Genomic DNA, 12,871 nt, shown 5'->3' with positions numbered 1-12,871 from the left:
TTCAAAAGATGGGCATGCTCATTCGTCGGGTCTGACCGTTGCGGTCGATCTCTAGAGTGAACCCGCCGGTTAGTCTGGGGAGGACGGCGAGCGTATCTGTGATCACTGCTTCCACAGCCTTCGAGACCGCCCGCACCCCCTCCCCGGCAACCTCCGTTGTCCGCTCGGTCATCCCGTCACTACTCGTGTGGCGACGAGGCTGCGCGGCTACCCTCTTCCCGATGACATTTCCAGCATGGTCATAGATGTCGCTTGCTCTCCCTGAGTTCTGATCGACGCCGGAAACAGATTCGTGCTCTTTACGCCAGCGGTGGAAGTTTTCAGCACGCGTTTGGAAGAGCTTCTCCCAGGCCTCTGATTGAACAAGGTCTTCAAGGGCCTGGACAGAGTCGCGGTGCAACGCGGGGATCGCGGCCCGGAGCGCGGCAAGGCTGCCGGGGTTGAGCGACAGCCACGCCTCTCGCGCGTCGGTCACAAATGGGACGTATGTATCACCGAGGTGTTGGAACTGTTTAACGGAACCGAGCTGTTGGCGAGTGTCAGGGACGGTCCTTGCTACTCGAGCGACGAAGTTGATGAGTCTGTGCCCCACACTGACCGCGGTGTCGATTGAAGTATCGGCAAGGTACCGCTGCGCGATGGCCATGCCTGCCGGCTCGGTTCCGGCAGCGATCGCCCTGCTGTGCCATACCGACTCGAGGTAGGTGGCAGCACCGAGCATCAGCGACTCTGCAATCGACCCAGCAAGCGCGCATGTTTCACGCCACTGGCTTGTCGCTAGCTTTACCAGGGCGTTGGGCTCGAAGTCGGCGCGGCTGTACGCCCAGGCTCGATCGCAGATGCGGTGCACTTCATCGAGTCCGAGTTCGTTGAGTTGAGGTCTCAGTTCGACTGCTCCCTGATGCACCCCGACGTGGATGAGCTTCGACCAGTAGGCGGCTCCCCGCTCGCCCGTGCCTGGAGTATCGGCCATGGCGCTAATCGTTTCAGAAACTTTGAACAACGCTCAGCGGAATCGCTGCTACCGCAGCCCGGGTGAGTCGGACTGTAAAAGCAACAGCTTCGAATGGCATTGCGTGGCGTCAGCGATGCTCGTGGCTGTCAGAATGCGCCGCGCCGTGAGCACACCACTTCCGCAAGGCGGACCGTGTCCCTGAGGGCGGTTCTTTGTGATCATGGCGTTCGACGAAATTGCGCCGCAGCTCGCCATGGCGGGCACCGGCGGTATTGCGCGCCCTGTCTTGCAAATTTTCGCCCTAGGGGGATGCGGCGCTGTTGCTTGAGTGTCCGGCGAAGATCTGGAAGGGGTACTCCCCCAGGCAGCCGTCACCATCTCGTTCGGCGTGACACGTGCGTCGTCGTAGCGCTTCCTCCGCCGAGAAAGTCACGTCGCCATGACACAGGGTTCACAAGAAATGAGCTGATTAATATCGACTCTGTGTCAGGTGAGGTGCCGCATGTTGCGGTGGTTGGGTCCTGATCACTTGGTGTCTGGCGCGTAACGTGGGTGCCGCCTGGGTTGGCGTGCATGCGCTTGTCGGCATCAGGTGTGAAGTACCCGGCGTGATTTGAAGAAAAGGGTGTGCGGATTCGCTAGTGACATCGAGCGGTCGCGGACCTACCCTCCATCACCCGCGCACCGTGATCTCACTCTGTCGGGCGGCTTCGCTCATCCGCGAGTTGGGCCTCGACGTTTCGGGCTGCGGCTTTCCGGTTGCCGCCGCACTGCTGCACGACCGACTGGGCCACCATGCCGTTGAGAACAGCAGCGACGCGCTCAACGAGATCAAGACCGCCCTGATTCTCGATGTCCCTCAGCACGTCGCCCACGGTGCCGGGTTCGGTGAGCCACGCGAGCACCAGCCGCGCCGCGCCTTCTTCGCTTAGACGAACGCCCCCGCTGCCAGCGGACGCGAACTTTCGAGCTGCGGATTGTCGGTCGCCGCCGCACAAAGCGGTGAAGCCGTTCGCCGCAGCTGCGCTAAGCGCGGCCGCGAAGGCCCACAGTGAACCGGGGCCGGCGCGTCGGATCTCGTCTAACAGGATGCCCAGTTGGCCCAAGTCATGGCGCAGTTGCGCCAGGGTAAACCTCAACATGAGCACTACAAGCGCCCCTCCCCCAAGGATCGCTGATGGGCGTTCTCCAGCGGTATTCATGGCGTCACTTGTCATGGGCCTGTTCCTTCTTCTGTGCGGATGTGTCGGTGTCGGTTGGCTGATGCAACGTGCAAAGAGCAACTGGTGCCGAGAGGGCGAGAGTGATACTCGCTCGAACGGGCCGAGTATTGCGGTTGAGCACACATCGCTATCGCTAGCGAAGGTTGCGGCTTCACGCTTTTGCGGTTCAAAGCGTCTCCTGTTCCGCTAACCACTCTCCGGCGTGCTCGGCGCAACGATAAATGTCGCCGTAACAACAATTGCCATAGGCTCTTTGGTCGCATCCCGATATCTCACAATGCCTCGCATTGGGCATTTCGGTTGGCCGATGTTCCGCCTTCGGCGGGCCTAGACGGGAGGAAGGGAGATCCTGCCGCACATCGGGGATGTCACCAAACGTAGTTTCCGACTGTGAAGGTGAGTGCCAACCCTTCAGGGAGTACAAATTCCTTGTCACAGTGTCACGGTCGGTATGTTCGCCCTGGCTACGAGGTGATTCAGACTGCGACATCCGTTGTGACACTCCGTGTTGCTTTGTCACGCGGTCACTTTGCGTAGTGACGGTGTGACAGTCCGATAGTGAGTTGTCACGCGCCGTTATCAAGCCTGAGGTGGCCGTTTCATATGACTGTGACTGTGTGACAGGGACGTACACACCATGCGACAGCCGCTTGATCCGGCCCTCCTGAGTAAGTCGGGAGAGCGTTTGGCGTGCCGCCTCTGGAGTGATGTCCAAGTTCTCAACGACATGCGCCGTTCTAGTCAGCGGTCGCGAGTTGACGAACTGCAGCACTAGCCGCTTGGTGCGCCCTAGCTGATTCTCGTTCGCTCGCTGTGCGGCCTCCTCAAGGCCGTTGCCGTCTGCGCTCCATTCTCCGCACTCGAAGATCAGCGAATAACTGGCTTCTTCGACGTCCCGGCCTGTTATGTGCAAAACGCCGTTGCGCTCGTTGTCTTTTCGATCCAGGACCATGACGAAGTCCGCGGCGCCGGCGATCCCGTGAGTACCCGACACGGCGTCAAGAAAGCTTCCCTCGCTGTCGGCCTTACGGGTGTGGTGCACGACGAGGACCGTGATACCTGGCTTCGCGAGAGCCTTCAATCTGCGAATGAAGCCATAATCTTTTGCGTAAGCGTCATCTCGGGCGCGTCGCTCCGGCTTGACCACCGCGAGTGTGTCGAGGATGATCAGGCCGGTGTCGTTCACGGCAACAAATGCTTCGGCTTGCTCGATAGCATCCTTGGCGTCAATCATGAACTCGATTGCAGCCGGAAACTTTTCGCCGTCACCCAGCATGTTGCGGCACCTGTCGCCCAGCCGCCGCCAACCATCCTCCAGCGCGAGGTAGAGCACTGGACGCTGCTCAACCTCAACGCCAAGCACTGGCTTGCCCGCAGCGACAGCCAATCCGATGCCGAGAACGAGGCAGCTCTTTCCCGCTTTCGGTCGCGCAGCCAAGATTCCCAAACCTTCAGGCAAGTGACCGGAGACCGCCCACACCAGGGGAGGGATCGATGCGGCTTGTAGCTGGGTTCCTGTGACTACGCCTGACAGAGCAGGCAATTGATGCTCACCGAGCATGTGGTTGACTTCACGTCTGTCACGGGATTGGACGCTCATCGCCCTTCTCCCACGGCGGGATTGAATCCACCCATACCATCCAGTGCTTCTGCTGCGTCCATCAACATGGCCGCAAGTTTTCTTGTCTCAACGGAGTTCAATTCGCTGTCTCCCTCAAGTGAGATGCCCGCACCCATGTGGCCAGACGAGTCCTGCACGCCTACGATGCTTACGAAGATTGGTCCGCAGCAGCGGCAATGCTCGGACGATTCGGTGATCAGGACCCGCTCCCATGCCACGAAGCAGCGATGCCAGTCCCCAGCTTCGTCCTGATGCCACGAATCGACCCCACCCGGAGGCGTGGGGACATGGGCGAACGCTTCGTCCGGTGTCCAATACTCGGCGTTCACTTCACACCGCCGACAGCCGACTTAGCCTCTTGCATCGCCAGCCAGTCCAGGCAATCGCTGCGCCAATACCTGACGCGGCGACCAACTTTGAAACTCTTCGGGCCGGTGCCAGACGCTCGGTACCACCGAAGTGTGGCTTCAGGAAGGCCGAGCAGATTGGATGCTTCGGGAATCCCAAGTAAATCGGGCTGAGTCATGTGGACTATGCCCCAGAATCTTTCGCCTATTAGCCGGCGAAATACGCTGACAACCGGATCTTTCCGGTGCTCATAGCGGTTTGTCGGGGGACGTCAGCGGGTCCCGTGTGTGTTCAACTGCCTTAGTCTAACCCCGATCCGTTCTAACCCTGATTTAGCCGTGACCTGGGACGATGCCTCTACTTCACCGCTGCGGCACGGGCAGCGGTGTCCATCGCAGCGGCCAGGTTGTCGAAGTCGTCCGGGAGTTGGTGGGCGTAGGCGTTCATGGTCGTTATGGGGGACTGGTGCCCTAGGAGCTTCTGCACGGTAACCACCGACGCACCCGAGGCAACAGCAAGAGATCCCGCAGTGTGCCGCAGGACGTGAGGAGTCACGCCAACCAAACCGACAGTGCTGCTGGCCTTGTCGAGTCTCAAGGCGAACCAGTCGCGGGGAATCCAACTGCCGTCGTTGTGGGGAAACACCAACTTATCCGGTGACCGGCCTTTGATCTGCTGTGCGACTAGGTCCATGACGAAGGCAGGCAACGGGACAGAACGGGTTTGGTGAGTCTTGGTGGTTCCCTCCACCATGCCCATCTTCGCCACGTCGGTCACTGACCGGGACACCTTGAGGCGCCGTCGCCTCGCGTCAACGTCTCCGACTCGGAGTGCCGCAAGCTCCCCATACCGCAAACCGCCGTAGCCCAAGACATAGACTGCCGTCCGCAAATCCCCAGCGGCGTCGGCAATCTGACGTACCTGCTCATGTGTGAGCGGTGTTTTCTCCGGAACCATTTTGCGGGGAAGCTGGACGTCGGCAGCAGGATTGAGACTGATATACCGTGCCCGCACGGCGAATCTGAGTACCTGGTCTAGCACTTGATATGCCTGCACCACCCTTGCCGCCGACAGTCCCTTGTGGTCGTCCTCCGCCGGTTGTTTGGATGCCTTCCGCTGCCGTGCGTCCGGGTCCGTGGCGAGCCTGTGCACCCATGACTGAACGTCGGCGTGGGTGATGTCTCGGAGCGGAGTCTCGCCCCAGCGAGGCAGCACTACGACATCGAGTAGTGAGCGGTACCCGGCTCGTGTCTTGGCCTTCAATCCGCTCTTGGAGTCAAACCAAGGTTCAGCGATGGTGCCAAACGTAACCGCCCCTCGTCGGGGGTCAGCGTAGGTGCCGGTGGTCAGTTGCGTGGTGACCTCAACCCTGTGCCGCTCGGCGTCGGCTTTGCGGTCGAACGCCTTGGTTCGCTCTAGGCCGTCGTGGTCTACCCATCGGGCCATCCATCGCTTGCCCTGCCGGTGGCGTGCGGTCGTCACCAGAGTGCCAGGGGTGGCGTGCTTAGGGTCCATGCACCAATGGCCGGGTCCGGCGTGATCGGCCGGGTACGGCACCTGTTCGCCGCGTCGGGGTGGTCGATGCCACCGGTCCTCAACACCTGCCCGGAAACTGCGCTTGAGCATGCCCGCAGCTTACTCCCTGCGGACTGGCTGCGGACTGATGCAGCGAGTCAACTGATTAGGATAGTTAGATATTACTGCTGAACTCGTCTTTCTGGTGCCCCCACCAGGGCTCGAACCTGGGACCTGCGGATTAAAAGTCCGTAGCTCTACCAACTGAGCTATAGGGGCGCGATGAAACAGAGTACTTGTTACCCAGCGGCGTCCGCGTTTGAGGATTCGGGTGCCGGTACCCTAAGCTATCGAAGCTCCCAACGTCATCGCGTTGTGAGTACCCCGGAGAGATTCGGCTGGCCCCCTTCGTCTAGCGGCCTAGGACGCCGCCCTTTCAAGGCGGTAGCGCGGGTTCGAATCCCGTAGGGGGTACGCACGCCGCACGTACGATGGGGTGCACAGGTAAGGCCCTGTGGCGCAGTTGGTTAGCGCGCCGCCCTGTCACGGCGGAGGTCGCGGGTTCGAGTCCCGTCAGGGTCGCCATCGAGGCGAGGCACGTCGGTGCGAGACGACCGGTGCCTTCCGGCCAGGTAGCTCAGTTGGTACGAGCGTCCGCCTGAAAAGCGGAAGGTCGCCGGTTCGATCCCGGCCCTGGCCACCATCACGACGATCCGTTGCCGTTCGACGAGCCATTCCCAGACTGGTAATCGCGCAACGCGATGAGTGCCTTGCGGTCCGCCGCATGTGCAGCCTCGGTCACCGCATCGTGCTCATCGACTGGGTCGGCGAACAGGAAGCTGCCAGTGCCGGGTGCTCCGGCCGAGCCCAGCTTGTTCATCCGCTTGGGCAGCGCAGCACCCTGATACTCCAGCGGAATCGCGTGGCCGTGCTTGTCGACCGGACCTAGAGGTTGGTGCAGTTCGACATACGCGCCGTGCGGCAGACGCCTGATGATGCCGGTCTCAACGCCGTGCTCGAGCACCGCGCGGTCACTGCGCTGCAACGCCACACACCACCGGTAGGTCACGTAGTAGACGATCGCGGGCAGCACCACCATGCCGATGCGGCCGATCCACGTGGTCGCATTCAGCGACACATTGAACTTGTAGGCGATGATGTCGTTCATCGCGCTGAAGGTGAGCACGATGTAGAGCGCAATCGCCATCGCCCCGACCGAGGTGCGCACCGGAGCGTCACGCGGCCGCTGCAACAGGTTGTGGTGCGCGTCGTCGCCGCTGAACTTCCGCTCGAGGAACGGATAGAGCGTCAGCAGTCCGAACACCAAACCCATGATCAGGGCCACGGCCACTGCCGAAGGGACCGTGTAGTCGCCGATGTAGAACTCCCACGCCGGCCACAAGCGAATGAGGCCGTCGGTCCACATCATGTAGAAGTCGGGCTGGCTACCCGCCGACACCTGAGACGGCTTGTAGGGGCCCAGTATCCAAATCGGATTGATCTGCAGCAGACCGCCCAACAACCCCATGATGCCGACCGTCATCGCGAAGAAGGCACCCGACTTCACCGCGAACACCGGCATGACGCGCACACCGACGACATTGGTCTCGGTTCGGCCCGGCCCCGGGAACTGCGTGTGCTTCTGGAACCAGACCAACGCGAGGTGCAGCCCAATGAGCGCCAACATGATGCCGGGGAAGACCAGGATATGGATCGCGTACAGCCGTGGAATGAGGATCTGGCCGGGGAAGTCCCCACCGAACAACGCCCAGTGCAACCAAGTTCCGATCACCGGCATGCCGAGTGTGATCGACGACAGTGCGGCCCGAATGCCGGTGCCCGACAACAGATCGTCGGGCAGTGAATACCCGAAAAAGCCCTCGAACATGGCGAGGATCAACAGCAACGACCCGATCACCCAGTTCGCCTCACGTGGGCGGCGGAACGCGCCGGTGAAGAAGATTCGCGCCAGGTGCACCATGATCGATGCGGCGAACAACAGGGCCGCCCAGTGGTGTACCTGGCGGACGAACAGCCCACCACGGACCTCGAAGGTGATGTCGAGGGTGGACTCGTAGGCCTTTGACATCTGCACACCGCGCAGCGGTTGGTAGACACCGTCGTAGGTGACCTCGGCCATCGACGGGTCGAAGAACAGGGTGAGGTACACGCCGGTGAGCAGCAGCACGATGAAGCTGTACAAGGCGATCTCGCCCAGCAGGAAGGACCAGTGGGTGGGGAAGACCTTGTTCAATTGTCGTCGCACCGCCGCCGACGGGTGATAACGCGAGTCGATCGCGTCGCCTTGGCGGGCGGCGAGTTGAGACGGTGTGAAATTCATTGCGCTGCTCCTGTTGAAGCCACGCGGGGCTGTTTCCAGTGTGTCCTTCCTTGCGGCGCTTTGCTTCTCACGGGGGTCGTAGGCCCGATCGGTCACACTTCTGTCACTACTGACGTGACGGAGCGAACGTCGCTGCGAACCCATCCGTGTCCCCCTCGGCGCCGAATCAAAAATGAGCGCGTTTGATCCGGCCCCCGGCACTGCGGGGTTCATGAGGGCCGGAGGGAAGCGTGCTCGGGCGCGTGCGTGCCTGCGGCGCTGGTTTTCGCCGCGATTGCCCAGAGGTGTCCCTGCACTGGTGCGTGGCCGACAAACTAACGTGGCCAGACATATGAACGGGGAGGACAAGGCCAACTTCCGCCAGCGGCTGCTCGATGGGCTCGAGACGTCGATCGCCGAAGACGGTTATCTGAAAACGACGGTCGCCGACATCGTGCGAAGGGCCAGGACGTCGCGGCGCACGTTCTACGAGCACTTCGAAAGCAAAGAAGCCTGCTTCATCGCGCTGCTGACCGACGCGAACGCCGAGCAGGTCCGCCAGATCTCGGCCGCCGTCGACCCGCGCGCACCCTGGCGCAGCCAGGTGCGCCAAGCCGTCGAGACGTGGATCTCGGCGGGGGAGTCGCGAGCCCCGCTGATGCGCAGCTGGATCCGTGACGTGCCCTCGCTGGGGGCAGCCGCGCGCGACCTGCAGCGCGACGTCCTCGGCAACTTTCTCGACATGGTCCAGGCGCTGGGCAGCACCGACGAGTTTCGCGCCGCGGGCATCGGCCCGGTGTCGCGGCAGCGCAGCATCATGCTGCTCGGCGGTCTTCGCGAACTGGTTGCGGTCACCGTCGAGGAGGGTGGCCGCATGAGCGAGGTCACCGACGAGGCCGTCGCCGCCTCGATCGCCTTGCTCACTCCCTCGGTCGACTGATCCCACCTTGCCATCGTCGGTACCACCGCGTACCGTCTGCGGTACCTTGGTGTACCACGGAGGTGACAATGGCTGAGGCGACCACCGACCCGGTCCGGCTACCGCCGGGGCCGCGGATACCGAAGCCGGTCATCGGCACCGCGTTCCTGACGGCCCGCCATCGCGCGGTGCAGGCGATCGGACACAAGTACGGCGGCGCCTTCACTCTCGACCTGCCGATCTTCGGCGACACCGTGGTCATCAGCGAGCGCGGGCTGGTCAAGGAACTGTTCACCGCGAACAGCGACCTGGTGGCACGCGCCTCGAACCTGGGCACCATCCTCGGTCCGGGGTCGACGTTCAGCCTCGACGGCGTCGAACACCGCGAACGGCGCAAGCTCCTGGTGCCGCCGTTTCACGGCAAGCGAATGACCGGCTACGAAGCGATCGTCGAGGAAGAGGTCATGCGCGAGATCGCCGGCTGGCCCGAAGGTCGCGAGTTCGAGACCTTGCAGCCGATGATGCGGATCACGCTCAATGCGATCTTGCGGGCCGTGTTCGGTGCGCAGGGCACCGCGTTCGACGACCTGCGCGAACTGCTCCCGCCCATGGTGCCGCTGGCATCGCGGATGGCGGTGCTCCCACCTGCCTTCCGGCGGGATCTGGGTCCGTGGAGTCCGTGGGGGCGGGTGCAGCGCAACCGTCGTCGCTACGACGAGATCATCGCGTCGCTCATCTGCGAGGCTCGCGCCGATCCGGCCTTCGACGACCGCAACGACGTCCTCGCGCTGATGCTGGCGGCCCGTTACGAGGACGGCTCGCCGATCTCCGACGGGCACATCGCCGACGAACTGCTCACCCTGCTCGCCGCGGGCCATGAAACCACCGCAACCACGCTGGCGTGGACGGTCGAGCGATTGCGCAGGCACCCGCGGTTGCTGGCGCGCCTGACGGCCGAGGTGGACGCGTCGGGCTCGGAACTCCGGCAGGCCACAATCTGGGAAGTGCAGCGCACCCGGCCCGTCGTCGAGGCCACGATCCGGATCACCCGCGAGCGGATCCGGCTCGGCGAGTGGGTGATTCCCGAGAAGCACGCGATCATCGCGAGTATCGCGATGGCTCACCACTCCGAACGCAACTACGCCGAGCCGGCCACTTTCAATCCCGACCGGTTCCTCGGTTCGAACCCCGACACCCATACGTGGATTCCCTACGGCGGCGGCATTCGCCGGTGCATCGGGGCCGCGTTCGCGAACATGGAGATGAATGTGACGTTGCGTACCTTATTGCGCGAGTTCGAATTCGGTACCACCTATGCGCAGGGCGAGCGTCGGCATTCCCGCGGGGTCGCGACCGCGCCGGCGCGCGGCGGCCGCGCGGTGGTGTACCGGCGCCGCGCGCGCAACTCGTCGCCAGCCTGCACCGACGTTGCGCGGGCGACGGCATGACCGGCCGGGACACGCTGGCCGACGTCGGGCGCGGCATCGAAATCTGCTACCAGCAGATCGGCGACCCAACCGCCCCGCCGCTGCTGCTGATCGCGGGCTTGGGCCAGCAATTACATTCGTGGCCAGACGGTTTCGTCGCCGAGCTGGCTGAACGGGGCTTCTACGTCACGCGGTTCGACAACCGCGACGCAGGCCGGTCCACGCACATGAACTATCGGCCGCCCAACCCCGTGGCGATGTTGCGCGGACGCAACGGATACCACCTCGGTGACATGGCGCGCGACACGGTCGGCCTGCTCGACGTGCTGGGGTACTCCGACGCCCACCTCGTCGGAATCTCGATGGGCGGCATGATCGCGCAGACCGTCGCCGCTCACTACCCGGGTCGGGTCCGCACCCTGACATCGATCATGTCGACCACGGGAGCACCGCGGCTCGGCCGACCCGCCCCGTCCACGTGGCGGCGCATGCTGACGGCGCGGCCTCCGCGCACGCGCGCCGAGGCCATGGAGCGCGCCGCGAACATGTTCCGCCACATCGGTTCTCACGGCTTTCCGTTCGACGAGGACATGGTGCGCGAGGCGGCGGGCATCGCGTGGGACCGCGACCCCACCGCCGGCGGTATCGTTCGCCAGCTGGCGGGAATCTTCGCTTCCGGCGATCGCACCGCCGAGCTGGCCGGTATCGACGTGCCGACCCTGGTCATCCACGGGGACCGCGACCTGATGGTGCATCCGACCGGCGGGGCGGCCACCGCACGGGCGATCCCCGGCGCACGGCTGGAAACCATCGACGGCCTCGGCCACGACCTCCCGCTGGGCGCGTGGCCCCGAATCATCGACCTGATCACCGAACACGCAGAAGTCAAGGAGCACGCATGAGCAAGCAACGCAGGACGATCAGCGGCCGTACCGCCGTGATCACCGGAGCGGCGTCAGGCATTGGACGCGCTCTGGCGCAACGCCTTTCGGCGCATTCTTGCCCGGTGGCGATCGTCGACGTCGACGAGCTCGGGCTCAAGGAGACCGAGGCATCCCTGCGCGGCCCGGCCATGGTGAAGGTGCTCGACGTCCGCGACGCCGCTGCGCAACACGACTTCGCTGCCGAGGTCCGCGAGTGGGCTCCCCAGCCGATCGGCGCGGTGTTCAACAACGCAGGCGTCGCGGTGGCGTCACGCGTTCTCGACGCGGTGCCAGAGGACGATCAATGGTTGTGGGACATCAACTTCGGTGGCGTCGTTAACGGCACACGGGCGTTCTTACCGATCTTGGTCGAGCAGAACGAAGGTGCGATTGTCAACACCTCCAGCGTGTTCGGCCTCGTCGGCATGCCGACCAACAGCGCATACTGCGCTGCGAAATTCGCGGTCCGTGGCTTCACCGACTCGCTGCGCCAAGAGCTGCGGGGAACCGGGGTCACCGCAGTCAACGTGCACCCGGGCGGCATCAACACCAACATCGTGCGCAACGCCCGGTTCCGCAAGGATCCCGACGGCCGCGGCCGTTCACACGAGCAGATGGCTCAGGAGTTCGCGGCGATCACGATGACGCAGCCCGACAAGGCCGCAGCAATCATCCACCGCGGCGTCGAGGCGGGGAAGGCGCGGATTCTGGTGGGCCCCGATGCGTACTTCCTCGACGGGCTCGCGCGCGTGGCGCCGACGCACTATTTCGACGTGCTGAGCCGGCTCGAGTCCACCCTCCGGCGACGGAAGGCCTAGGCGGTCTCCTTCGCGCGCTCGTAGAGTACGGCGTCATGAGAGCAGACCACGAACAGGTCGGGGTCGCGGCGTTGATAGAGCTCGGCAAGCCGAGCGTGATTGTCCGGCAACCGTGTTCGGTCGTGCGCGAGCTTCGGCTCCATGAAGCGCACGATGCGCGGAACGGGTGACTGGCCGTCAACCGAGCCGCGGTGGAAGAACGCGTCACCGGCGTGCAGCACCCAGCGGTGCCCGGCGTCGACGGCGACACATGCGTGCCCGCGGGTGTGGCCCGGCAGCGAGACGAGCACGATGCCGGGCGCAACCTCGGTCAGCTCCTTGGCCACGGCGAATCCGCGCCAGCTCTCGCCGTCCGGATCGTGCTCGACGATGTGTGGGCCGTGCTCCCACTGCGCGGGGCGAAAGCGCAGACGCTCGTCGAACGTCGAGGCATTCCGCGCGCCTCGGACTTCGGCGGCCGTGACGTGGATCCGGGCGTGTGGGAAGTCGGAGATGCCGCCGATGTGGTCGAAGTCGAAATGCGTCGTGACGATATGGCGGACGTCCTCGGCGCGCAAGCCCAGGCGCTCGATCTGACGCAACGCGGTCTCGTCGGGGTCGTACACGGGCCGGAAGAACCGGCGGGTCGGGCCGAGTCGGCGCGCCGGATCCGCGATGTCGCCCAGCCCGTAACCGGAATCGACGAGCACCAGGCCGTTGTCCGACTCGACGAGCAACACATGGCAGACCTGGCGCGGCGCCGTCGGCGGATTCATGGTGCCGCAGTTGAGGTGGTGAACCCTCACAGGGCGCCACTGTAAGG

The 12,871-nt window shown here is 63.8% G+C and carries 11 protein-coding genes and 4 tRNA genes; 7 read left to right on the top strand and 8 right to left on the bottom strand.

Features of this window, described 5'->3' with window-relative positions; genetic code table 11:
- Position 1: 1 nt before the first annotated feature.
- From N4S67_RS04265 to N4S67_RS04240, 6 genes are all read right to left on the bottom strand, one after another.
- Positions 2–973, bottom strand: a complete 972-nt coding sequence (locus tag N4S67_RS04265) for a hypothetical protein (protein ID WP_260991660.1) — start codon at positions 971–973, stop codon at positions 2–4.
- 674 nt (positions 974–1,647) lie between these two features.
- Entirely contained in the window at positions 1,648–2,172 is a 525-nt protein-coding gene (locus tag N4S67_RS04260; RefSeq protein WP_260991659.1) for a hypothetical protein, read from the bottom strand.
- A 172-nt stretch (positions 2,173–2,344) separates the two neighbouring features.
- Entirely contained in the window at positions 2,345–3,778 is a 1,434-nt protein-coding gene (locus tag N4S67_RS04255) for an AAA family ATPase (protein ID WP_260991658.1), read from the bottom strand.
- A 346-nt stretch (positions 3,779–4,124) separates the two neighbouring features.
- Complete coding sequence (locus tag N4S67_RS04250) at positions 4,125–4,325, bottom strand: helix-turn-helix transcriptional regulator (protein WP_260991657.1); 201 nt, start codon at positions 4,323–4,325, stop codon at positions 4,125–4,127.
- Between the two features lie 179 nt (positions 4,326–4,504).
- Complete coding sequence (locus N4S67_RS04245) at positions 4,505–5,629, bottom strand: tyrosine-type recombinase/integrase (RefSeq protein WP_260991656.1); 1,125 nt, start codon at positions 5,627–5,629, stop codon at positions 4,505–4,507.
- A gap of 236 nt (positions 5,630–5,865) precedes the next feature.
- A tRNA-Lys gene (locus N4S67_RS04240) sits at positions 5,866–5,941 on the bottom strand.
- 122 nt (positions 5,942–6,063) lie between these two features.
- Between N4S67_RS04240 and N4S67_RS04235 the strand changes: the two genes are divergently transcribed.
- The 3 genes from N4S67_RS04235 to N4S67_RS04225 all read left to right on the top strand — a co-directional run bounded on the left by N4S67_RS04235 (position 6,064) and on the right by N4S67_RS04225 (position 6,365).
- Positions 6,064–6,136 (top strand) — tRNA-Glu (locus tag N4S67_RS04235).
- Between the two features lie 34 nt (positions 6,137–6,170).
- A tRNA-Asp gene (locus N4S67_RS04230) sits at positions 6,171–6,247 on the top strand.
- A 41-nt stretch (positions 6,248–6,288) separates the two neighbouring features.
- Positions 6,289–6,365: transfer RNA gene (locus N4S67_RS04225), tRNA-Phe, on the top strand.
- Here N4S67_RS04225 and qcrB read toward each other — a convergent pair.
- Positions 6,366–8,003, bottom strand: a complete 1,638-nt coding sequence (gene qcrB, locus N4S67_RS04220) for a cytochrome bc1 complex cytochrome b subunit (RefSeq protein WP_260991655.1) — start codon at positions 8,001–8,003, stop codon at positions 6,366–6,368.
- A 331-nt stretch (positions 8,004–8,334) separates the two neighbouring features.
- On the opposite strand from qcrB, the gene N4S67_RS04215 reads away from it, so the two are divergent.
- The 4 genes from N4S67_RS04215 (at position 8,335) to N4S67_RS04200 (ending at position 12,069) form a co-directional block, all read left to right on the top strand.
- The gene (locus N4S67_RS04215; RefSeq protein ID WP_260991654.1) at positions 8,335–8,922 is read left to right on the top strand and encodes a TetR/AcrR family transcriptional regulator; all 588 of its coding nucleotides are present in this window, start codon (positions 8,335–8,337) and stop codon (positions 8,920–8,922) included.
- A gap of 68 nt (positions 8,923–8,990) precedes the next feature.
- Positions 8,991–10,349, top strand: a complete 1,359-nt coding sequence (locus tag N4S67_RS04210) for a cytochrome P450 (protein WP_260991653.1) — start codon at positions 8,991–8,993, stop codon at positions 10,347–10,349.
- Complete coding sequence (locus N4S67_RS04205) at positions 10,346–11,230, top strand: alpha/beta fold hydrolase (protein WP_260991652.1); 885 nt, start codon at positions 10,346–10,348, stop codon at positions 11,228–11,230. Before N4S67_RS04210 ends, N4S67_RS04205 begins: the two co-directional genes overlap by 4 nt.
- Complete coding sequence (locus N4S67_RS04200) at positions 11,227–12,069, top strand: SDR family NAD(P)-dependent oxidoreductase (RefSeq protein WP_260991651.1); 843 nt, start codon at positions 11,227–11,229, stop codon at positions 12,067–12,069. Before N4S67_RS04205 ends, N4S67_RS04200 begins: the two co-directional genes overlap by 4 nt.
- On the opposite strand, the gene N4S67_RS04195 is transcribed toward N4S67_RS04200, so the two are convergent.
- Complete coding sequence (locus tag N4S67_RS04195) at positions 12,066–12,854, bottom strand: MBL fold metallo-hydrolase (RefSeq protein WP_260991650.1); 789 nt, start codon at positions 12,852–12,854, stop codon at positions 12,066–12,068. The genes N4S67_RS04200 and N4S67_RS04195 overlap by 4 nt on opposite strands.
- Between the last annotated feature and the right edge of the window lie 17 nt (positions 12,855–12,871).

It is taken from the genome of Mycobacterium deserti (assembly GCF_025345615.1).
Taxonomy (GTDB): domain Bacteria; phylum Actinomycetota; class Actinomycetes; order Mycobacteriales; family Mycobacteriaceae; genus Mycobacterium; species Mycobacterium deserti.
This window is presented reverse-complemented; position numbering and strand designations above follow the sequence as displayed.

What these genes read in the sequence shown, in the direction of transcription:
- N4S67_RS04265 (WP_260991660.1), bottom strand. Translation starts at nt 973, where the DNA reads ATGGCCGATACTCCAGGCACGGGCGAGCGGGGAGCCGCCTACTGGTCG.
- N4S67_RS04260 (WP_260991659.1), bottom strand. Translation starts at nt 2,172, where the DNA reads ATGACAAGTGACGCCATGAATACCGCTGGAGAACGCCCATCAGCGATC.
- N4S67_RS04255 (WP_260991658.1), bottom strand. Translation starts at nt 3,778, where the DNA reads ATGAGCGTCCAATCCCGTGACAGACGTGAAGTCAACCACATGCTCGGT.
- N4S67_RS04250 (WP_260991657.1), bottom strand. Translation starts at nt 4,325, where the DNA reads ATGACTCAGCCCGATTTACTTGGGATTCCCGAAGCATCCAATCTGCTC.
- qcrB (WP_260991655.1), bottom strand. Translation starts at nt 8,003, where the DNA reads ATGAATTTCACACCGTCTCAACTCGCCGCCCGCCAAGGCGACGCGATC.
- N4S67_RS04215 (WP_260991654.1), top strand. Translation starts at nt 8,335, where the DNA reads ATGAACGGGGAGGACAAGGCCAACTTCCGCCAGCGGCTGCTCGATGGG.
- N4S67_RS04210 (WP_260991653.1), top strand. Translation starts at nt 8,991, where the DNA reads ATGGCTGAGGCGACCACCGACCCGGTCCGGCTACCGCCGGGGCCGCGG.
- N4S67_RS04205 (WP_260991652.1), top strand. Translation starts at nt 10,346, where the DNA reads ATGACCGGCCGGGACACGCTGGCCGACGTCGGGCGCGGCATCGAAATC.
- N4S67_RS04200 (WP_260991651.1), top strand. Translation starts at nt 11,227, where the DNA reads ATGAGCAAGCAACGCAGGACGATCAGCGGCCGTACCGCCGTGATCACC.